Below are 20,890 nucleotides of genomic sequence, written 5' to 3' on the forward strand. Positions count from 1 at the left end.
CAGTGACATTTTCGTTGCCATTTGACTGCACCTTAACGTGATTTTACGTGCAAATACTGGCAGCCCCCGACGGCGTGATGTAAACCAATGCCGACATGGGGGAGATTTCGGATAAACCTTCGCAGGCAAACGCAGATCTGGAGCAGCGGCGCCAGGTCTCGGTTCTGTTTGCCGATATGGTTGGCTACACCGCCATCGTTGCAGCGCTTGACGAAGAAAAAGCGCTGCAATTTGTGCGCATGGTCTATGAAACACTGGTGCGTGCGGTGGAATCCCACGGCGGCGCAGTGCGCGATTTCGCCGGCGACAGCATCATGGCACTGTTCGGAATTCCCGAAGCTCTGGAAGACACTGCCCCACGAGCCTGTCGGGCCGCGCTGGCCATCCACGCGGCCTTTGACGCGGCCGCCGAGGATATCGAGGCGCGATTTGGCGTGCGCCCGAAAATGCGTGTGGGAATCAGCTCTGGCACCGTGGTGATGGCCGCGGTTCAGGGTGAAGGCAGCCCGCAGACCGCTGTTGGCAGCACCGTCAATCTGGCCGCCCGCCTTGAGAATCTGGCCCCGTCCGGGGGTACCCTGCTCTGTGACACAACGCGGGGTCTGGTCGAGTGGATAACCGAACTCAGCTTTTTTGGCGAACATCAGATCAAAGGCCTGACGGCCCCGCAAAAGCTGTGGCAATTGCAGGCGATCGAGTCCGATGCGACCCGGTTCGATGCATCGGTCGCGCGGGGGCTGAGCGGACATGTTGGTCGCACGCGCGAGCTTGATGCGATGTCCGTCGCGTTCGAAAAGTCCGCGACCGCCCGAACCATCGTGGATCTGGTCGCCGAACCCGGGCTCGGGAAAACGCGGCTGGTGTTCGAGTTTCTGCAACATCTGCCCTCGGACAAGGTTACGGTTCTGACCGGATATTGTTTCGCCGATGGGCAGCAGGTTCCATTCCTGCCGTTTCTGGAAATTATTCGAAAATCCTTCCGCATCGGTGACGCGGACAATCCACTGCGGGTTCAGACCAAGCTGGAAGCTGGACTAGAGGCATACGGTCTGCTGTCGCAGGAAAACCTTGGGCTGATCATGACCCTGCTTGGGCTCAACCCACCCGAAGGCGCGCTGGAGGGTCTGGACGGTGTCCTGATCGGCCTGCGCAGTCGCGAATTGCTGACAACGCTCTTGCGACTGGAATGCGAAAAAGGGCGGGTCATTTTGCTGATCGAGGACAGCCATTGGATCGACAGCGCCTCGGCTGATTTGCTGGCGATGATTGCCGAAGACTCTGGCCTGTCGAACCTGATGATCATTCAGACGCGTCGCCCGGAATACGAACCTGACTGGCTGGGTCAGGCAGGGGTCACTACGGTGGCGCTGCAGCCTCTGGGCGTTGCTGAGTTTGCCGATCTGGCACGTGGTCGTCTTGGCGTGGCCACACTGCCCGATGGGTTGGCGGAGCAACTGACAGAACGGGCCGGAGGCAACCCCCTTTTTGGCGAAGAGATTCTGGGCTTTCTGCTGGATCAGGGCGTATTACGTGTCGAGGACGGCACAGTCCACGCCAGCTCAGACATCAGCGAAAGCGGGCTACCGGTCACGATGCGCAGTCTGCTGACGGCCAGAATCGAAAGGCTGGACCCCGAAGACCGCGCCGTGTTGCAGGCCGCAGCAGCGATCGGGCGCCGCTTTGACCCGGGACTGCTGTCGCAGATCGTTGACAACCCGAACGCGACCGGAGCCACTCTGCAACGCTTGCAGGCGCAGGATGTCTTGTCGCGCGAGGCGAGCTCGTCGGATTATGTCTTCAAACATGCGCTGCTGCGCGATTCAGTGTATCAGAGCCTCATCGGCTCGCGCCGTGCTGAACTGCATCTGGCGGTTGCCGATGCTTTGGTCCACCGCAACGCGAACCGCTTGCAGGAGGCCGCTGAAATGCTGGCCTATCACTACAGCCAGACCGATCGCACCGATCAGGCATTTAAGTTCAGCGCCATGGCCGGTGAAAAGAGCCTGGGCGTTTACTCTCTGGATGAGGCCAACCGATATTTCGTTGCGGCGCTGGAGCTATATCAGAGCGACCCGAGTTGCGCCACAAATGAACAGTTTGCGCAGTTCATGGCCAGCTTTGCGCTGTGTTCGAATATCTCACTGCGGGTCAAAACGATCATCGAATTGGCGGGCGAGGTGCGCCCGATCCTGCATCAGGTTGGTGACAGTCAGGATCATGCCCTGTTCCTGCACCACTATGTGTCCTGTCTGGTCTGCAATGGCAAATACCACGAGGCACATTGGATTCAGCAGGAACTGACCGACATGGCCAAGCGCCTGAAGGATCCGGCGTCCAAGGCCTATGCCATGGTCAATGAGCTGTCCGTGTCCATCTATCACGCCCCTATCGACAACGAGAAATTCGAGGCCAAGAAGCGTGAGATCGAAGCGGTTCTGGAACAGATCGACGACGCCTATATCCACAACTTCTATCTGGCCACGGTGGGGTGGAACGAGCTGACCCGAGGCCGTGTAGCGCGGGCGCATGCGACGTCGGACCGGATGATTGCCCTCGGCAAAGCCAAGAACGACCCGCGCGCGCTGGGTTATGGGACGGCGATGAAGGCGCTGATTGCCATGGTCTCGGATGACAATGAGCTGGCGCTGAAGATGGCGGAAGAGGCCCGCAAAGCCTCAAAAGTTGAATTTGAACTGGCCATTGCCCAAGCTGCTTGCGTCGCGGCCATGGTGGCGCTGGAAAAACCCGGCGCGCAAGAGATGGTCCAGCGCCATATCAAGGCGTGCGACGAAAAGGGCTGGACCTTGTTCACTTTCGGCCCCGCGACCATGTTGGGTGTGTCTTACGCGCTGAGGGGGCAGGTCGCTGCTGGTCTGCGGCAGGTCGAATGGGCCATTCAAAAGCGCACGGACGAAGGGACTCAGGTCGCCGCCGACTGGGCGCGGCTATTCCTGTGCGAAATGTATCTGGCCATTCTGACGGGCGAAGGTGGAGCGTCTCTAGGTGTTCTGCTGCGAAACTTCCGGCCCATCCTTTGGGTCATGCTGTTTGGTAGGAAACGTCTGATTGAAATGATCGAGCAGGTGCGCAAGAACCCTCAGTTTGATGAAAAGGGGCACTATATCGCGCGCTGCGACATGATCGTGGGACTGCTCTACAAGGCGAAAAAGCAGAAGGCGCTGGCCAAGGATTACCTGACCCGCGCCCGTGTTATCGTGGAATCCGCCGGACGCTCACCTATGCTGACGCGCATCGATGCAGCCTTGTCGGAACTGGCTTAGGTCGTCAGCTCCGACAGGTATTTGATCGCGGTCAGGCTGGGCAGGAACGTGTAAGCTCCGCCGCGCGTCTGGATCAGGCGCGGAAACCCGTGCAGACGGATTGAGCCTCCATCCGGCAGGGTCAGATCGAACCAGCTTGTCTCTGGTGTGTTGGCCCCCAACAGCGGATCATTAGCACCGGTGATATTGGGGTCTTGCAGGCCAAGATTGATCCAATCGCACATCACTGCTTCGAACTGCGCCCCGATATTGGCGCCGATAAAGCTGCCCAGCAGGCCGCGTTCCTCGGAATCCGGGTTCTGCGGATCAAAGTCCGGACCGTAAGACATTCCGCGCCGGACCAACCGGCGGGTGTAATTCGCGATACGCTGAACGATCGGTCCGCCGCGCGGATTACCGCGCCGCAGGTGCGACCCCGCGGGGCAGCGCGATGCGTGCGTATAGTCGAAATTGGTCAGCGAGACTTCTTCTTCGGGCCATTGTGCATACGGCGACAGCTCGTACGGCACGCCATTGCGCCAGCGCCCGCACATCTGTGCGGCGACGACCTCGCGCAATGCGCCGTGCAGGTCGAGCCCCTTGCCGATCCGGTCGAGATTGTTGGGGTCGACCAACTGGTCGCGCTCGGGGTGCTGCATCAATTCATCGGCGGCCTTGTCCAGGTACGCCTCGAACCCCGCCGCATCCTGCGCCAGAATTCGGAACGCGTTGAACGATCCGTTGAACCCAAGTGCATTGGGTGACGGAACGCGGAACAAAACCCCTTCCTGCTTTGTCGGATAGCCAAGCAACGCAGTTCCGAGCGGGTCAATGGGTTCGTCCACGCCCTCTTGGTCGGGATCATAGACCTGCTCAAAACGCGGCTGCGAGATGCCGTCGACATAGCCAAAAAACACTTTGCCCTCAGGCAGATTGCGACCGTTGCGAACGCCCAGAACGGTGAACGCCTCGGCCACCTGTTTTTCGACCATATCCAGATGTTCGGGGTTATCGGAATGTACAGAGGCAATCAGATGCACCCGCTCGGGCTGATCAAACGGTGCGGGCCAATTCTCGGGGCCGCTGTCGCCGAAATCGCCCAGCTTCATAGCGCGCTGGGTCATGCCTTGCCGAAACTCGGTCGGGAAGGTGTTCAGGTGTTCGGGCGCAGCCCCAAGGGCGCGCAGACCTTCATAGGTGATGCCAATGTTGAAGCAGAAGGGCGGCTTGACCTCCCACAACACACCTCGGGTGATTTCGGGAACGGCTTCGCTGCCGCCATCAACCGAAGCGGCCAAAAACCGGCGCGCGGCTGAGCGGTCGGTGACTTCAAGGATCAGATGGCGCACAAATTCGCGGCGGTATCCGCGCAGAATGTTGCCCTGAATGTCGGCGAGATCGAGTTTTGTAGTCACCAGCCTTGTCCAAATTTCTGGCGCACCTGCGCGGCGGAAACTCCGGGGTAAGCGCGGTAGCCGCCCCCAAGCGAGATGTTGCGGTTCGCGTGCAGTTGCAGAACAAACTCACGCGGCAGCGTCGCCAGATCATGTGGCGGCTGGTTCGGCGGCAGTCCCTTGGCGGCATCCTGAAGGCCGAACAGATCGGTCGGGAAGTCGGCCGCCTGAAACAGGTCATGTGCATGAACCCAGTCGATGAACTCTTCGACGTTATGTTCGGTCGGGATCAGGTGTTCCGCCCCCTCCACTAGCGAGATGACATCGTTGAACACGCTGCCAATGGTGGTGATGAAGTCGCGAATATAATTGGTGAAATCGCCATCATAGACCGAGATCATGCAGATATTGTTGTCGATCAGCAGGAACCGGGCGAAATGAACGGTGCCGACATTGTCGAGCCCGGCAAAAATCTCATCGACATTCTGTGCAATCGCCAGCGTTGCGCGCGCACGTCCGGCGGGCGAAGGGTCCTTTAGCGGCATGATCAGGTTCATCATGCGCTGAACATTTTCACTGGGTTGCGGTGAAGGGCGCGGGCCGCCGGGCAATTTCGGCTTGGGGTCACGCCAGTGCCAATAGGGCACTACGATGTACCGCGACAGGAATTTGAACCATCCCCGGTCCGGCAGGCTGTTGACGTAGCTGTTGAACCAGCTGTTGCGACTGGTCATGGCCTTATCCTTCTGAGAACGGGCAAGGCGTACCGCCGCGCCATTCGCTTGAGATTTTGTACGAGTCGATGCGCACTTTCAGCACCGGATCGTCCGAGGTCTCAATCCCGTTGGTCAGCAAACCGGGATTGAAGCTGAGCTTTTCCGACTGCGCAATCTGATCCTCAGGCACCGCATCCAGAGTCAGTGTCCCCATCATGATTCGCTTGCGATGCGGCGGCCAGGGGCGGGAGGAGTTGTTGAAGTCGTCCCCTACCTCTCCGATCATCATCATCAGGGAAAACCGGGCGGGTTCTTTGGCCAGACGGTCTTTCAATTCGGCGCGCAGGTAGTCGTCAACAGGCGGTTCTTCGGCATTCGTCGTCAGAACCCCGGCGATGGGCTGCCATGAGAACCGAACCCAGCGACGCACCCCGTCAGGGCCGGTGACCACAAAGGTATGCACGGCATGATAAGCCGCCCGGACATAACTGGTAGGCGCGCCGATCTGGGCCGCCTGCATTACGCCCAGTTGCGAATAGGCGTTCTTGTCCGCAAATTCGATAGCCCCGTCATCGGGGCTGATGGTCTCGCCCGGATAGGGATCACGTTTGGGCAGGACCAGATGCAGATAGTTGAGGATTTTTTGCCACGGGGTCTCGCCCTCATATTCGCGGGGGGCGGCCTCTTCGGCGAATTCCAGAAAGGTTTCAGGGGTTGGGGCAAAGAATTCAGGCAACGTCATCGCGATCAGGTCGGTATCCGTCCCGTCGGACAGGTGAAACCGAACCGCCATACCCCGTACGTCCGACCAGCCATCATGCACAACAGCGCATCCCGACCCGTTTGAAAAGCGCACAATCACATCGGTTTTGCCCGCGCAGAAGTGATCGGCGACGCAAAAGTTGCGCGCAACCGGAGACGGCTCAAAATACCCAGTAGCACTGATTCCGATTGTGTGGACCGGGCGCAGGGCAGGATCACCATCCGGGCGATGCAAAACCTCAACCAGCTTCTCGGCAATGCCGGGATCGCTCATATCTTCTCCAACTCTGAGCTGAAAGTTCCCAAATTCGTCGCGTTAACCTTAATTAACGCGCTGACAAAGGCAACCGGGCGATCGCATAAGGGGCCGAAAAACCACGATTTTGTCAGAACCGGTCACCAATTGCGCAGCATCTGTACGGCGTGATCCCAATAGGCGCTTTGCTTGCTGGTCTGAAAGGCTTTGTCCATCAGGTGGTAGGATTCCGGCCGATGCGTGGCCAGCCCCACAACTTTGGGCAAAGGCGGATTGAGGCGCACCAGCCGATCCTTCAGGACCAGATTTGCCATCCAATACTGGTTTTCGGCGGATGTGGTCAGCAGCAGCTCGATCAAAGCTCCGCGCGGGGCGTTCGAGGTGATGCCGAACCACTTCAGCAGGCCCCAATCGTCAGGGTCCCGGATCATGTCCTCGGAAATATCCGTCGGTTGCTGTCCGGTGCCGATGGACAGCGCCTCGATATGTTCCAACCCCTTTGCCCGGCCAGCTGCAATTGCGACGTTGATGCCGTTCATTACCGGGTTGTTGGCAAAGGTTCCACCGTCAGCGAAATAACCGTAATCCACCCCATCGGCGTTGATCAGGTGAGGCGGGAAATAGGACGGCGCGGCCGAGCTGGCCATGGCAACATCCAGCAGTTTGACCGCGCTCATATCCAGCCAGGTTTCATAGTCCAGCGTCTGGTTGGTGATCGTGAACGGCGACCACCCGACCTTGTCGCTGCGATGCAGACAAACCGTGTTTACCGCTAGCACCAGATCAGACGAGAGCGAGTTGACCGTTCGGTCTCCGACCAGCGTCAGGCCGATCTCTTCCAGACCCGTGGCGTTGTATTGCGATGCCGTGATGCCCGGGCCGCCGCCAAATTTGAACCGTCGCAGCAAAGCGTCCAGCCCCTTATCCAGCGCGCTGCGCTCGTTTTCGCGAAAGATCTTGTCGGCGTCATCGCGGTAGTGCGCGGCCAAGTCGGCGACCAACGCACCCATATCCTTACCCTGCGTGCGGCCATCGGCCAGCGCCACTGCAATGAGCCCGCCGGTCGAGGTGCCCGCAAACCCGTCGGCCTTGTCCAGAAAGCCGGTCTCATCGTGCAGGCTTTGCAGCATCAGACAGGTCAGATACCCCCTGATCCCGCCGCCGTCGCAGGACACCAACTTGAATACCATTCGATGCGCCTCGTGTCTTTTTTGTATCCGTCACACTCATGGATGTGACCTTTTGCACATCATGAGGAAATCCATTCGTTTCGCAAGAAGGCTCTGCGCTGCTTTCGGCGGACCTAGGCCACGGGCGTTCTTTCCCGACGGTGATGGCTGAAAATCAGCTGGTTCGACTGGAAGTCCGACCGGAAATCCGCCACCCGGCCCGAGAGCGTGTAATAGAATCGTCGCAAGCCCGGCTCGATAAGTTCGGCAAGCGCGACGCAATCATCACTCATTCTGTCGATCCGTGCCTGAGACTGACGGTCCCGGATGGCCCGCACCAGATCGTTGTGTAGGGTTTCCAGCTTTTGGAACTCAGGAGTGTTCAGCACGTCCTGATTGCCGACCAGCACATAGACCGACTCCAGATCGCTTCGACCCTTGAGGTCGACATAGCCAGCTTCAAGCATGGCCATGTCCTGCTTGGTTTTCTCATAAACCGAACTGGAGACGAGGATATCGTATTGAACATGTCGGCAGCTTTGTTCGATCCGGGCGGCAACATTCACCACGTCCCCGATGACCGTATAATTGAAGCGGCTTCTGGATCCGATGTTGCCCACACAGGCCCGACCGGTGGCACACCCCGTGGCCAGAGCAATCGGCGGTCGCCCCCGCATGACGCTGGATGCGTTGAAATCCACCAGCGCCTGACGCATCAGCAAAGCGGCCTGTGCGGCGCGGCAGGGGTGGTTCTCAACCGGAAGCGGGGCGTTCCAGAACGCCATCACCGCATCGCCGATGAATTTGTCGATGGTCCCTCGCTCCAGCAGAATCTGATCGCCGACCTGCGAAAACAGCTCATTCAGCAAAGCAACAAGGTCCGTGGCCGAAACTGACTCGGACAAGGGTGTGAAGCCACGGATATCCGAGAACATCACGGTAATCTCCTGCGTCTCGCCACCCAGTTGCAGCTGGTGGCCCGACAGTTCCATCTCGTCCAGAATCTCGGGCGCGACATAGTGCGAAAAGATTTGCCGGATCACCCGCTTTTCACGCTCGGTCGAGACGAACAGATACCCAGCCAACAGTCCGAAATTGACCATGCCACCCAGCAGCGGAAAGGTGACGTCGAACAGGACAAGCTGGTTCTGAAAGGCGAGCCAGCTGATCCCAAGCACCACTGCCGCCGACACGCCGCCCGCCACGAATGATGCGACCGCCCCGAACCGGGCCATGACGGCCGTTACCACGACGCCCAGAATAACAAAGGACAGCAGTTCAAGCGCTGCAGTGACATCCGATCGGCTGAGCATTTCGTCAGACATGATCTGCTCAAGCAACTGCGCATGGATCGACACGCCGGGGACGGATTCACCCAGCGAAGTCTGGTGCATGTCGAACAATCCCGCCGCCGACGTGCCGATCAGAATGATCCGGCCCTCGATCTCGGCCCTCAGATCGGGATTGTCCGGCGGCTGCATGACGTCGTTGGCCGAAAGATACAGGTTGTGGTTCTCATGCCTGTACCTGAGCCACACCTCACCGCTTTCCGTCGTCGGCAGGCGGAAGCCGCCGATCTCGACGGCCAGCATGATGCCCTCTTCGTCCGCCGCGCCTTCGACGATAATGTTGGTTTCATCCATGGCGACCCTGAGCGCCTCGATCCCCAGGCCCGGCAGCGGTCCGTTCGGACCGTCCCACAGAACCGGCACCCGGCGCACGATGCCAGTCCCGCCAAGGGGCGAGACATTGACCCCGCCTATCCCCGCCGCAGACCGGTCTAAAGGTGGGGCGATCGGCGTCCAGTGTGGAACCGAGGTCAGACCCGCGATCGGGTTTTCTCCGAATTCAACGATGCCGGCCTTGGCGGCGAGGTGATTACCTTCCACAGACAAACGTGCCGCTGTGCCCAAGACCACCGGCCAATAGGCGATCTCCATCGCAAGTAGCAGGTCATTGTCCAGCTTATCGGCCCGTCGTTCAACGGTCAGGACACCTTCCAGAGATGGATCTTTCAAAAGACGCGCGGGGGAAAATCGGTCAGGTTCGGCGAACAGCATATCAAACGCGATGGCTGCGGCACCGTATTCGCCCAGATTTTGAACCATCTGCGCAACCAAGGTTCGCGGCCACGGCCATTGCCCCCAATCCGCCAACGAGCGCTCATCAATGTCAACAACCCGCACCGGAAGGTCGGGATCATACGCTCGTGGCAATATGCGTTGAAGAATGTCGAAATAAACCAGCCGCGTCATCTGCACCGGATACGGGTCAAGCACCCTGATAAAGCAACCGATCAGTATCAGGCCCAGCCCTACAAGCTGAAAGGCGCGTCGTCGCCCGGTCCGTTCCTTGGGCTTTCCGTTCACTTTTTCCTCCGAATGCCGTGGTCGGTCCTTTTGGTGCCACGACTTCGTTCGAACTGATGTCAGGTGCGGGGGCGTAGGGCTTAACTACCGCCGCTGTTACCGCCATTGCCGTTGGTGCCACCACTGCCAGCGCTACCGCCAAAGCCGCCGGTGCTACCGCCGCCAATCGTGCCGCCACTGCCGGGGCCGCCGCTGCCGGTGCCGCCCCCGATTGAGCCACCGCTGCCGTCACCACTGCCGCTGCCACCACCGATATTTCCACCGCCGCCGTTCCCGTCGCCGCCGGTTGTACCACCAATGTTGCCACCATTGCCGTTGCCGGTGCCGGTATTGCCCCCGATATTTCCGCCATTGCCGCTGCCGGGATTTGCTGCCGGACCGGGGCCGGGATCAGCGGGCGCAGGGGACGCAGGGGGATCACTGCGCGGTGCCGCGGCTTCGGCGCTTTTGACAGTGCCCGCTTCACGACGTTCACGAGTTGGCGTAGGGGCATCAGACCGTGGTGGAGGAACACGCAGCGCCTCGGTTGCGCACCCACCTATATCCACCTGCAATGGTGCCAATAGCTGTTCTTGCGATTGCACAAAGGGAAACCCGCTTTTCAGCGCCTTTTCAAATTCTTCCTGATCCACTGCACGCCCGACCGAGCCATTCTGCGTTGTCGCAAACAGGCTGCACTGACGCCCTGTGGCCCTGCATCCGCCGTTCAGGCTGCACATCTCGACCCGGCCTTCCAACACTAGCATCGCGCTTTGGGTACCCGAGGCCACCCACATGTCGAACGTGGTGCCGCGCACGGCCATGGTGGCGGTTGGGGTTTGGATGGAATAAGCGCGCTTTTTGCTCTTGCCGGAAATGAACCGGAAACTGCCGCCCAGCGCCTGAACCGCAAAGTTCTTGGCTTTTTTGTTGCCGCGCAACATGGTCACGTCCAGCGTCATCCGCGCATTTGGTCCGATGGCGATCTTTGTTTCATCGACAAACAACAGCTGCACCACACCGCTGCCGTCGGTCGAAATCGAGTCGCCCGAGACCACAGCCATGCCCGCGCGCAGCGTCTGTGACTTACCCTCACGCGTGACCTTTGCGCCCTGCTCGACGCCGATGACTTGTCCGATGTCAGAGAGAACCTGCGACGGCAGGATCAGAATGCACCACGTAACCAATAACAATTTAAACCAGGCCAAACCTACTTCCCTTCCCCCAAAGGTGCGTATTGAGCGCATGGCGCCCGCCGCTCGGTTTGTGCCTCTGATAAATTCAGTTTTCTGAATTTCTTTAAATAAATATAGACAAATATGCCTTAAAACGCGCTCTCTTGGCAAGTTTTACATCCGCAGCGCCTTGATGACCCAACCCAAGGGCCGCGCAACTTAGGACGGTGAACAAAGGCCAAAGGTGAAATTCCGGTGTGCTTCCGTTGCCTTGGGCTGTTTCGCAGGTCGAGTTTCAGGCCTTGTTGCGTCGGTTTCCAGAAAAATGCAAACGGCGTAGAAAATCGCCTTGTATCCGGGTGACATGCAGGGATATACCCGCCAGCGGAGACGTGGCCGAGTGGTCGAAGGCGCTCCCCTGCTAAGGGAGTAGGCGGGAAACCGTCTCGAGGGTTCGAATCCCTTCGTCTCCGCCACTTTACTCATAAAAACAATGAGTTGGTGAGCGTATATATCACCAGCCCCCTTATCTGCCCCCTTGTAGGATTTTACATAGTTCGGCTTCGGCTAAACTCCCTACTTACCCATCTGCCGAGTCGGAATGTCGCACCCCGACCCCCCGGCCTCACCCGAGCGCAGCGCAGTTTTGTTTATACCCCACGCATACCAAGCGCGGGGTTTCTGGACTTTTGACATAGCAGTCAGATGAGACTAGGGCAGTTATGACCCGCGTGCGTTACGCGTGGCTTTCTGCGGGTTGCGCCATCAGCCAAAAACCGAAGCCAGCCCAGCCAACAAACGGCACTAAGCTTGACACCATTTCCAGCGTGATAGCTTCCGCGTGAACGCCCTGTATGTAGGCTAGACCAACAATAGCCCCAACGAGAACCAGACCGACCACCCCCAAGAGAATTGGAGGCAAGGACAAATGTCTATGTCCCATAAAGCTGATCTGGGGCGCGAAAATGTAATAAGCAACTAACCCCGGTACGATTGAAATAATGGCGCGCAACGGGCCAAACCAACCAGAGTAGTCAGCACTCAGTCCCCAAACCAAATCCGCTATCAAATTTCCGCCAACGAAGCAGATACCGACCAAACCAAAACCGACGCCATAGCATCCAAGTTCTTTAAGCATTCTTCCCTCAAAAATTGTTTTCCACCGAGACAATACACCTGAAATCTTTCAAGGAAACCAATAGTCAATCGTTGTTCCGTGGAGTCGTCAGAAATAGAATCGCGCCAAGTACGGCGACGTCCGCCGGTAGTTCAAAGGAATGTTCTGTTGGCAAATTCACCGGCTCTTTACCCAAGCACAACAAAAGCAAGCACGGCTGCCATGCCGCCGTTGCCTGACGGCTTCACGCTGGACGCCGCGCCGAACGCAGGAGTGGGCCAGAAACCCGGTGCTACCAAGCCCGCTGCCGACTTCGATCTTTCGAAGATGCCCGGCTTACCTGACGGCTTCACGCTGGACAGCGACCCGTCCATTTCAAACCCGGCTGGTACGGCGCTCGGCCGGGCGCTGAAACGCGGTTTCCTGCGGACGCGTTCGACCCTGCCCGCCATTCAGGCGCAGAAGGGTGCGACTGTGCTGGCGGACGCTGCACTGTCCGAACCTGATTTGATCCGAAACGCGTTCCTTGAAACGACCCGCCTGCCGGACGTGCCGGAAGGCATGGACATTTCCACACCCGAACTGGCGTCCGCAGCGATTGCACGGATGGGCTACCCGGCAGAGTTCGCCAACACTTTTCGGCAGGCATATGACATTCGTGCCCGCGACGCGGGGGCAGCGCGCGGCAACGAAAGCCGAGTGGCGCAGCGCGCGATTGAAAACGTGCAGAAGGCACAAGGTCTGAACGACCAAGCTGCGGCTCTGCCGGGTAGCGCCAGCGCAGAGCAATTCAGGCAAATCCTTTCCGCTGCACCGGACACAACTTCGGACGTCCTGAAAGCTTACGCGCAGAACCCCGGCACCGCGCTCGCGTTTCTGGGCGAGACGGCCGCGGAAAGTCTGCCTCAAATGGGTGCGTCGGCTGTGACCACGTTGGCGACGCGCAGCCCCGCAGCTGGCGCTGCTGTGCTTGGTGGCGGTACTCTGACGCAAGAATTCGGGTCCAGCGTAAACGAGTTTTTCGCGGAACACGGCGTTTCCCCCAAGACGCCAGAGGAAGCCGAAGCCCTGATCCGTGACCCTGAGTTCATGGCCGCAGCATCCCGGCGCGGCGTCGGGCGTGGCGTGGTGATTGCACTAGCTGAAATGGCCGGGCAGGGCGTTGCGGCAAAGCAGCTGTTCAAAGGCGCAGGCAAAGAGTCCGTCAAGAACGTCACGGCGCAAATGGGTTTGTGCATGTGTACGACTGCATCAAGCACCACTTGCGTGACTCGCTTCATGTAAAGAGGACTGTCTTTTTCTGCCGCCCCAAAGCAAATTCTGTCCAAGAACGCGTTGACGAGAGATGGGCGGGCGTCCTTTAGCTCCGATCCCTCAAGCCGAACAACTGCTTCTGCTCGGTCAGAAGGGAAGTAGGAAGAACATATTATGCTTTCTAAGTTTTGAACCGCAGCCTTGCCTTGGCGCGGGTGCTGCGTAAGGACGAGAACCAGAGCATTTCTGATGTGTAGGCGCGCCAACTCAGCTGATGGTGTGAAAGGGATTGCGGATTTTGAGAACGTAGGGTGCGCACAACGGTTTCGGTCCTCTCGCAACCTATCAAGCTCATCGAATTCGTTTTTGCCGAAAAATTCGAATTTTTCTCTGAACGATTCCAGCAACCCGCGCTCAAATTTGAGCAGACCGTTGATTGCGCTAGGGTCGCCCTCGTCATGCTTTTCTTGCAACTTTTGAAGACGTTGTTCTTCAGCTTTTGCCGCTCCGTCACCAGCAGCAGCTAAGATTTTCACCTTTTCGATCAAGTCGAAGCAAACGGCGACGTAAGCATTTACGATTGCAGCGCGGTAAGCTCCGCTTTGGTAGCACTTGATGGCCTCACCAATATTGATACGCGCGTTTTCATCAGCACACCCAAGCGCCAACTCATCTAGATCTGAAATCATTCTCGTGCCCTAATCAACTTTGCCGAGTCTGCTAATGGTTGATCGAGGTTAGGGCAACGCAATTTTGCAGGTATGGCACCTTACAACTTCAACAAAAGTGTTATAAAATAACATCCCATGTAAGCTGCTGGGGTAATCGTCATGACGGCGCGAAAACACGGATCATTTGTTTCACTTGAACACGAGGCCAGTTTTCGTGAGGCGGGGCGGGGTTTTCGGCTCGGCTCGCCATCACTGCCTTTCTGCGGGGCGAAAGACCGTACAGGTTCCACGTGCCAAAAAGCCCCTATTGTCGAGAGCAAACAAGGCCGCTGCTTGCGTCACGCCGGGCCACATGCGGCACGCGCATATCGTGAGCGTCAGAAACGCCGGTTTGAGGCAGGTAGCGTGTCTGCCGAAGAATGGAACCGTGCCGAAGCCCGCCGTGCGGCCAACCGGCTAGGGGACCAATGGAAGAAAAACCCGTGGCTACGGGGCAGTACAATCGACCTGGGCAAGCATGAGTGCGCATTTCGTGACGCGCTGGGCGGGTTGGATGTAGATACCTTGCCCACTGCGGTTCTGGACTGGCTTCGGTGGCGGCACCGGCGGACACAAATCGACCGACAGGACGGCGCAGCTTGGCAAAGGGCGGTGGCGCAAGACTTGCCCCGGCGAGTCGCAGACGCGGGGCCACGTCCGGCTGATGCTGGCGGACGCGAAACAAGACCTTGCGCGCAACCCCGGACGTGGCGTGTCGATGCCTCAGAGCGGCGCGGTGCGTCCAAGCGAACCCTGCCGGATAAACCCAAAGCAGCCCGTGTCCAGCGCGGGAAAGGCTACGGACGTCGCGGACGTCCACGGACACAACCTGCCGGTGAGAATGAACAGGCAGAGTTGTCGCGGGTATACCGAGAGAATGCAGCCGTGCTGGAACCGATAATGGCAGTGGTGCCAGACGAGGCAAATCAGCTGGCAGTGCTGCGCACCTTACGGGACTATCTGGCGCAGCCTGCGGACTCAGAGGCGTGCAAACGCTGGCTGGCGGTGGTTGCGGCGGCGCGGGCGTAATGGGGTGTCAACGGCGCTGTATGCGCCGCCGATTGATATCTTTGCGGGCCAACTTCACTTGACGCCCATTTGTTTCACCGCCGCGTCGAACCGCGCTTGACCGTTGCAGGCAATCCAATAGCTGCACAGGCTTAGGGGGTCGTCCGTCGCAAAAGTCTCAGGAACGCCGGGGACGTAGTTGGATAGGTGCACGGCGTCCTCAATCAATGAGTACCGGGGCTTTGGCCCTTGATGCACCGACTGCCATTGCCGCCAGACCTTAGAGCCTGACCCAAAAGTCCCCGAGACCCTGATTTCGGGCCGATTTTGAGTGTCCCCGCATCAGTTCTCACTGCCTCCGTGTGTCTGTTGGGGCCAAATTCCGGTCACAAGGTCGGGGTTTTTGAACTCCTGAGACTTTTGGGTCAGGCTCTTAGGCTGCATATCGAAGTGGGGACGGGCCAACGATCCGAACAGGCTCAACGCAATGCGTTCTTCTTCCAGTTCCGTTGGTGGCAGAGACGAAATCGCGGCACCACCAATCCCCAAAGTGCATTGGTCGTTCGGAACCATCACGTAATCTAGCAGCCAGCCTTTTGGATTGCGGGGCGCTGACTTTCGGAAGGCAATGAACGCACTGAAAGCGGATGAGTGCGTGTTTTCTTTGATGATCCGCAGCCGAACCGTGCGGTCGGAGTGCTTGAGGAAGTATTCTTCATCGCCGTGCCGGTTCTGCCCCGGAAATAGGTCATGCCGGGTTGCGGTATCCAGCGCCATTTCGACGGCAGTTTCGTAAAAGCGGTTTGCTGCTGTGTTGGACATGCTCTGCCCTTTCAATTCAAAATGTATTCATCACAGACCGGGCGTTGCCTGTTTGTCGCGCTTGTTGCGCCTTGTGTGTATTTGCGCCCAGAGCGGGACAGCGGCCCCCGCGTGATTATCGCTGTGATTTTCGCTCTGATTGCTCGCGCTGCGTGCAATCAGAATGAATGGCACCTTCGTATCTAATACCCTTCAAAGCGCCCAAATTTGGCGCAATTTCCTTCAATTTTGCGCAGTCGGGTACGGCAACTGCGGCAATCAATTGGCACGGGGCATTTTTCCGCGCGCAGTAGTTGCGCCCTTAAGTAAAACAACTACTGCGCAGTTGTGCGCAGTTGAACTGCGCAACTGCGCACGACTTTTTCGGAACAGTCAGATTGAAGGACCGGGCGGTCATTGCTGACCCCCTTCGGCTTCTTTTCGAACTACTGCCGGTTCACCCGCTGCAACGCACTCGACTTCACGCTTTGCCCGTTGATCGAATTCCGAAACGGTGCGCAACCCGCCGTCCGCCAACCAACCGTCCAGCATGTCCGATACGGCGCTGAAAGCCCGTGCCTGTTCCGGCGTGCGGTCTGCTGCTTTGGTGCCGGGTGTGCCGACGTCCATGCCCAGCGCGTCGGAAATCAGGTAGCCCGCCCAAGATTGCGACCGCTTGTCTGCGCGGGGTTTGGACGTGGCGGACTGGATGGCGGCTTGGACGCGGTGAAGATCGCTAGGTGTACCGACCGTCGGGCCGGGCGGCGTCCAATCCTCGACAACCGCGACCGTGTCCCCAGCTGGGTATTCAGGCGTTCCGTTGTGCAGCTTAACCGAGACCAAACGCCGCCAGCGCGCTTTCGCGGCAGGCGCAAGGTTGGCCTTGCCGTTTTCCACGCGCACGAAATGGTTGCGTTCATCGTCAGCGATACCAAACTGCCGGGCTTCTTTTTCTGTCATGCGGACCAACTGACGAACGACCCGTGCGCCGTCTACGATGGCGGATGCGCCACGCGCTGCACTTGCCCCCGACGCGCTCATGTCTGCGCCCGCTGCTTTGCCGACATGGTGAACCGATACGATTGCTGCCCCGGTGCGGTCCGCGATTTGGCGCAGAGCGCCCATCAGGACGTTGATGGCCGTGTTGTCGTTCTCTGGCAGGCTGTGGATAGCGCCCAGAGGGTCCAAAACCAGCACGTCAACATTCACGTCCAGCATAATGTCCACCAACGCGTCCACTACACCCGGCACCACTTCTGGTCCATCACGCCCCATCCGCGCCAGACACAGGTGCAGGTCGCGTCCAGACGTCATGTAAAGCCGTCCGCCAATATCTGCGTCCGTGATGCCGTAGTGCGATTGTGCAGCTGCCAGGCGGCGCAACTGTTCGTCGTGCGGGTCTTCGGCGTTGTGGCTCCACACCTTCAACTGGCGGATTGGTTCATCGCCGCTGAAAAGCACTTTCCCGGTCGCCATTGCCAACGTCTCAGCGGTAGTAAGGGCGCTTTTGCCAGTGCCGCCGGGCGCAACAAGAACCGAAGGAAAGCCCGCGATGACATTTTTACCGTACAGCCAACGACGGGGCGGGATTTGCCCCGGTACTGGCGCTTTAGCGGGTGTCAGCGTGAACCCTGTCAATGCGTGTGCAATCGCGCTGCCAGCCGATACTTGCGCCGCCAGTGCGTCCACGTCCGCCGAATTGACAGGGCTTCCACCAAAAACGGCCACCGCATCAGCATGCGCTACACGCTCCCCCAACGCTGGGTCCAATCGCGTGGCATAGCCGCGCAGCCATGTCCAGCCGATTCGAGTGTCGCGGATCGTGTCGTAAAGCTGCGCGTCGTGCGTGGCATCGCCACCCCAAGCCCAGCGTGCAGACCAATCAAGAAACAGGGTGCGCCCTTCGGCTTCCAACCCTGTGCCTTCAACTGCGCCACGCACGGCGTGGGCAACGGCCACCTGTTCATCCCGACCGATGCGATCAGTGTTTGGAAGCCCTTCCATCAGCATCTTGAAGGGCTCAAGATAGGCGACTTTATCCGGCGCTGTGTCTGCGCTGGGCGATGCGGCTGCGGACGTGGACGCGCGGTTGCGTCCGGGCAATCCAAGCCGGGCAGCAAGTCCAGCAATAGTATTTCGGAGTTCTTCGGGGGTGGGTGCCGGTGCGTGCATCATGCGGCAAGTTCCTGTTGGTTAGCGGGTTGCTCTACGGGCACTGCAAGGCGCAGAACGGCCCCCCGCTGCCGCTTGCGTTCATTCGGAATGTTGAGCGTGTAAGGCAGCCGCATAATCCGGGCCGGGTCCGCAACCGCGTCCGAACCAAGCGCGGCAAGCGCGTCAGCCAATGAACCGACCGACGACGATTGCAACGCCTCGTCCCGTTGCTCTTGCGCCCGCAACCAAACTTGGAAGCCGTTACCGCTTTGGACTGTCATGGAAGGGTGCAGAGTGCTCAGCGCCTCTACGGTTCGCGCCCAGTCCGGGTCCATGTCGGGGGCGTCCTTAAAGTCCAAGTCCGCGACCAGATGGCGGCGGCAAGCTACGTCCTGCGCCTTGGCCCGGCGGCGTTCACCTGCCATGTGTTCTTTACGCGGACAGACGCCCAGGTAAAGATTGCGATGCCCGAACTGTGCATTGATGAATTCAAGCAAGGCCGTTCGGCCTTCTGAGCAGTCTAGCTTTTCACAGATAGCAACGACGCTGCCCTCCGTGCCGATGGCACAAAGTTCGATTACATCGCCGGGCAAGAATAGCGAGGCGACTGCATCAAGTGCGCGCTGAGCAATGCCGTTTGCTAGCAATGCGTCTCGTGTCGCTGCAAGTGCATCTTCAAAGGTAAGAGACCCGAAAGCGAACTGCGCGGCCAACTGTTCAAGCGTGGGTTCGCCGTTGTCTGTTAAGCCGGATATCTGCGCAACTTTAAGGACTTCAATGGCTTCTTCGGGTGAAGGGGATTGTTGCCCGCCGTTAGCGGGTTTGATAGTTTCTGACTGCATCAATAAGTACCTCAAACCCTGTTCCGCGTGTCCGTGCGGGCGGGGTTTTGTTTTTCTGATATTGGTTCAGGCGGCTAGCCGGTCTGCCAACTGTTCTTCAATCCAAAGCCCGATTTCATTGGCTGACCACCGAAGGCAACGTTCACCAATCAACGTCGGGCGCGGGAAATTCCCACGTTTTCGCATGCGGTCGATAGTCGCCCGGCTCAAACCTGTTCGAGCGGCAACTTCATGGATGTTCAGCAACACGTCGTGCGTAAGGGTCGTGGTCACGTTGAAACCTCTCAGTTATCTACGGTGTGCGGGCGTTGCGCAGCGGCGCTACCCGAGAATTGCGAAGCTTCTAGTGTTTTCCCTTCGCTGCCTTGCACCAGTTCGGTGTCCGTATGTGCTTAAGTATGGCGCTGTGTGAGCATACCCGCAAACGCTAAATTTACTTTAACTCATTGTTTTGTTTGACAAACCAGACAGAGTGCGGTCGGAAATTGTTGTAGTTCAATCACTTGGGCGGGCGGGATTGGGATGAATTTTCTTTCGCTCCTGCCAGCCGTTTGACATACCCGACAAATGGTTTCCCGGAAGGAGCGTTGCATGTTTCAAATTTCACCGGACTACCCGGCGTCGGGTTCAGGCATCCAGTCGCCATTCAAGTAGTCAGCCCAAGTCGCCAACAGTTTACGGCGTGCTTGGAAAGCATCGTCGCGCATATAGGCGGCGTCCACTTTGTCGGTGAGGGTGTGCGCAAGAGAAAGCCTAATCGCGCCGTAAGGTGCTGCGGCTGCGACTTCGGCCCAACCTCGAAAGCTACTGCGGAAACCGTGGGGGGTTGCGGGAACTTCCATACGACGCAGAACGTTTAATAGAGCCATGTCCGTTAGGGCAGTGCCCGAGCGTGGGCCGGGAAATACTACAGTTTCCTCGGACCCATCGATTTCGGGGCGCAGCTGTTCCACTTCGCGCAATATTTCAAGCGCGCGGTCAGACAGAGGAACCCTGTGCTGGCTACCTGCCTTCATCCGGTCACCCGGTATGGTCCACGTCCGAGTCGCGAAGTCAATTTCACCCCAAATTGCTCCCCTGACTTCGCCTGACCGAGAGGCACAGAGAATAGCAAACTCCAACGCACGCGCTGCGGTGCCCTGACGTCCGCGCAAGTCGCTAATGAAATCGGGCAGTTCGGACCAGGCCAAAGCGGCGTGTCCTTTTTGCTGTCGCTTCTTTTGCTGAGGTAGGATGAACTCCAGGTGCCCTTTCCAACGTGCCGGGTTTTCCCCTTTACGCATATCTAAAGCTTTGGCCGCGTCCAATATTCGTTCGATCCGCCCCTGTGTTCGCTTCGCGGTTTCCGGGTTTTGCGTCCATTTTGGGCGTAGTGCTTCTACCACTTGCTTTGTAGTGATTTCGTTTATCGGCAAGTTGCTTAGAGGCGCGGCGTATTTCGTCAGCGTCATGACCCATTGCTGTCGATGTTTTGGGTTGCGGAACCGGCTTAAGTTTTTAGCCATCCATTCCTCCGCAAATTTGCCAAACGTGGGCATGGGGGCAGCATCGCGTGCTTTCGCTTGTCTTTCCTTTGTTTCCCTCGCTCTTTGCTCGATGGGATCAATACGTTCACGAACTAGAGCGCGAGCTTTTTCGACCTCTTGCCGTGCGTCGGCCAGACTGACGCCGCCTTTCCCTGCGGGGCCAAGGCCCATTTCGCGCACCTTGCCTGTCTCGGGGCTCGTAAAGCGCCAAATCCACCGTTTCCCGCCGGTCTTACTGATCGTGAGTGCGAGGCCACCCCCGTCCAGGTGCCGCCCCGGAGTCTTGAGAGTTTCCACCTTGCGGGCATTCAGTCGGTTGGTGGTTCGGTCACGTGTTTTTGCCGGTTCTACGGACATGATGAGTTCCCTAGTGTTCGATTTTGGCGGGGGCGAATTGC

16 protein-coding genes and 1 tRNA gene are annotated in these 20,890 nt (G+C 58.5%); 4 read left to right on the plus strand and 13 right to left on the minus strand.

Annotation, left to right across the window (positions count from 1 at the left end; all coding sequences use genetic code 11):
- Positions 1-95 precede the first annotated feature (95 nt).
- Entirely contained in the window at positions 96-3,281 is a 3,186-nt protein-coding gene (locus ACOQOY_RS08330) for an ATP-binding protein (RefSeq protein ID WP_420584991.1), read from the plus strand.
- On the opposite strand, the gene ACOQOY_RS08335 is transcribed toward ACOQOY_RS08330, so the two are convergent.
- From ACOQOY_RS08335 to ACOQOY_RS08360, 6 genes are all read right to left on the minus strand, one after another.
- On the minus strand, positions 3,278-4,675 hold the full coding sequence (locus ACOQOY_RS08335; protein ID WP_420584992.1) for a Dyp-type peroxidase: 1,398 nt from the start codon (positions 4,673-4,675) through the stop codon (positions 3,278-3,280). The genes ACOQOY_RS08330 and ACOQOY_RS08335 overlap by 4 nt on opposite strands.
- Entirely contained in the window at positions 4,672-5,388 is a 717-nt protein-coding gene (locus tag ACOQOY_RS08340) for a hypothetical protein (RefSeq protein WP_420584993.1), read from the minus strand. Before ACOQOY_RS08340 ends, ACOQOY_RS08335 begins: the two co-directional genes overlap by 4 nt.
- A gap of 4 nt (positions 5,389-5,392) precedes the next feature.
- The gene (locus ACOQOY_RS08345; protein WP_420584994.1) at positions 5,393-6,406 is read right to left on the minus strand and encodes a catalase; all 1,014 of its coding nucleotides are present in this window, start codon (positions 6,404-6,406) and stop codon (positions 5,393-5,395) included.
- Positions 6,407-6,528: 122 nt separating this feature from the next.
- Entirely contained in the window at positions 6,529-7,578 is a 1,050-nt protein-coding gene (locus ACOQOY_RS08350) for a patatin-like phospholipase family protein (RefSeq protein ID WP_420584995.1), read from the minus strand.
- A 113-nt stretch (positions 7,579-7,691) separates the two neighbouring features.
- Positions 7,692-9,926 carry a CHASE2 domain-containing protein gene (locus ACOQOY_RS08355; protein ID WP_420584996.1) on the minus strand — a complete coding sequence of 745 codons (2,235 nt, stop codon included), beginning with the start codon at positions 9,924-9,926 and terminating at the stop codon, positions 7,692-7,694.
- An 80-nt stretch (positions 9,927-10,006) separates the two neighbouring features.
- Entirely contained in the window at positions 10,007-11,113 is a 1,107-nt protein-coding gene (locus ACOQOY_RS08360) for a FecR family protein (protein WP_420584997.1), read from the minus strand.
- A 353-nt stretch (positions 11,114-11,466) separates the two neighbouring features.
- On the opposite strand from ACOQOY_RS08360, the gene ACOQOY_RS08365 reads away from it, so the two are divergent.
- Positions 11,467-11,556: transfer RNA gene (locus ACOQOY_RS08365), tRNA-Ser, on the plus strand.
- Between the two features lie 260 nt (positions 11,557-11,816).
- Here ACOQOY_RS08365 and ACOQOY_RS08370 read toward each other — a convergent pair.
- Positions 11,817-12,218: a hypothetical protein gene (locus ACOQOY_RS08370; RefSeq protein WP_420584998.1), complete on the minus strand. Its 402-nt coding sequence runs from the start codon at positions 12,216-12,218 to the stop codon at positions 11,817-11,819.
- A gap of 201 nt (positions 12,219-12,419) precedes the next feature.
- Between ACOQOY_RS08370 and ACOQOY_RS08375 the strand changes: the two genes are divergently transcribed.
- Both ACOQOY_RS08375 and ACOQOY_RS08380 read left to right on the plus strand, forming a co-directional pair.
- Entirely contained in the window at positions 12,420-13,481 is a 1,062-nt protein-coding gene (locus ACOQOY_RS08375) for a hypothetical protein (protein WP_420584999.1), read from the plus strand.
- 1,046 nt (positions 13,482-14,527) lie between these two features.
- Complete coding sequence (locus ACOQOY_RS08380; RefSeq protein ID WP_420585000.1) at positions 14,528-15,190, plus strand: hypothetical protein; 663 nt, start codon at positions 14,528-14,530, stop codon at positions 15,188-15,190.
- A gap of 54 nt (positions 15,191-15,244) precedes the next feature.
- Here the strand turns inward: ACOQOY_RS08380 and ACOQOY_RS08385 are convergent, their stop codons facing one another.
- The 6 genes from ACOQOY_RS08385 to ACOQOY_RS08410 form a co-directional block, all read right to left on the minus strand.
- The gene (locus ACOQOY_RS08385) at positions 15,245-15,382 is read right to left on the minus strand and encodes a hypothetical protein (RefSeq protein ID WP_420585001.1); all 138 of its coding nucleotides are present in this window, start codon (positions 15,380-15,382) and stop codon (positions 15,245-15,247) included.
- Between the two features lie 129 nt (positions 15,383-15,511).
- On the minus strand, positions 15,512-15,991 hold the full coding sequence (locus ACOQOY_RS08390) for a hypothetical protein (protein ID WP_420585002.1): 480 nt from the start codon (positions 15,989-15,991) through the stop codon (positions 15,512-15,514).
- Between the two features lie 393 nt (positions 15,992-16,384).
- Positions 16,385-18,145 (minus strand): AAA family ATPase, encoded by a 1,761-nt coding sequence (locus tag ACOQOY_RS08395; RefSeq protein WP_420585003.1) that lies wholly within the window; start codon positions 18,143-18,145, stop codon positions 16,385-16,387.
- Positions 18,142-18,969 carry a hypothetical protein gene (locus tag ACOQOY_RS08400; RefSeq protein ID WP_420585004.1) on the minus strand — a complete coding sequence of 276 codons (828 nt, stop codon included), beginning with the start codon at positions 18,967-18,969 and terminating at the stop codon, positions 18,142-18,144. The genes ACOQOY_RS08395 and ACOQOY_RS08400 overlap by 4 nt, the downstream gene beginning before the upstream one ends.
- A 63-nt stretch (positions 18,970-19,032) precedes the next feature.
- A complete protein-coding gene (locus ACOQOY_RS08405) occupies positions 19,033-19,239 on the minus strand; it encodes a helix-turn-helix transcriptional regulator (RefSeq protein ID WP_420585005.1) in 207 nt (68 codons plus the stop codon).
- Positions 19,240-19,577: 338 nt separating this feature from the next.
- Complete coding sequence (locus ACOQOY_RS08410; RefSeq protein WP_420585006.1) at positions 19,578-20,849, minus strand: tyrosine-type recombinase/integrase; 1,272 nt, start codon at positions 20,847-20,849, stop codon at positions 19,578-19,580.
- Between the last annotated feature and the right edge of the window lie 41 nt (positions 20,850-20,890).

The sequence above is a fragment of the Ruegeria sp. genome (assembly GCF_965221235.1).
GTDB lineage: Bacteria > Pseudomonadota > Alphaproteobacteria > Rhodobacterales > Rhodobacteraceae > Ruegeria.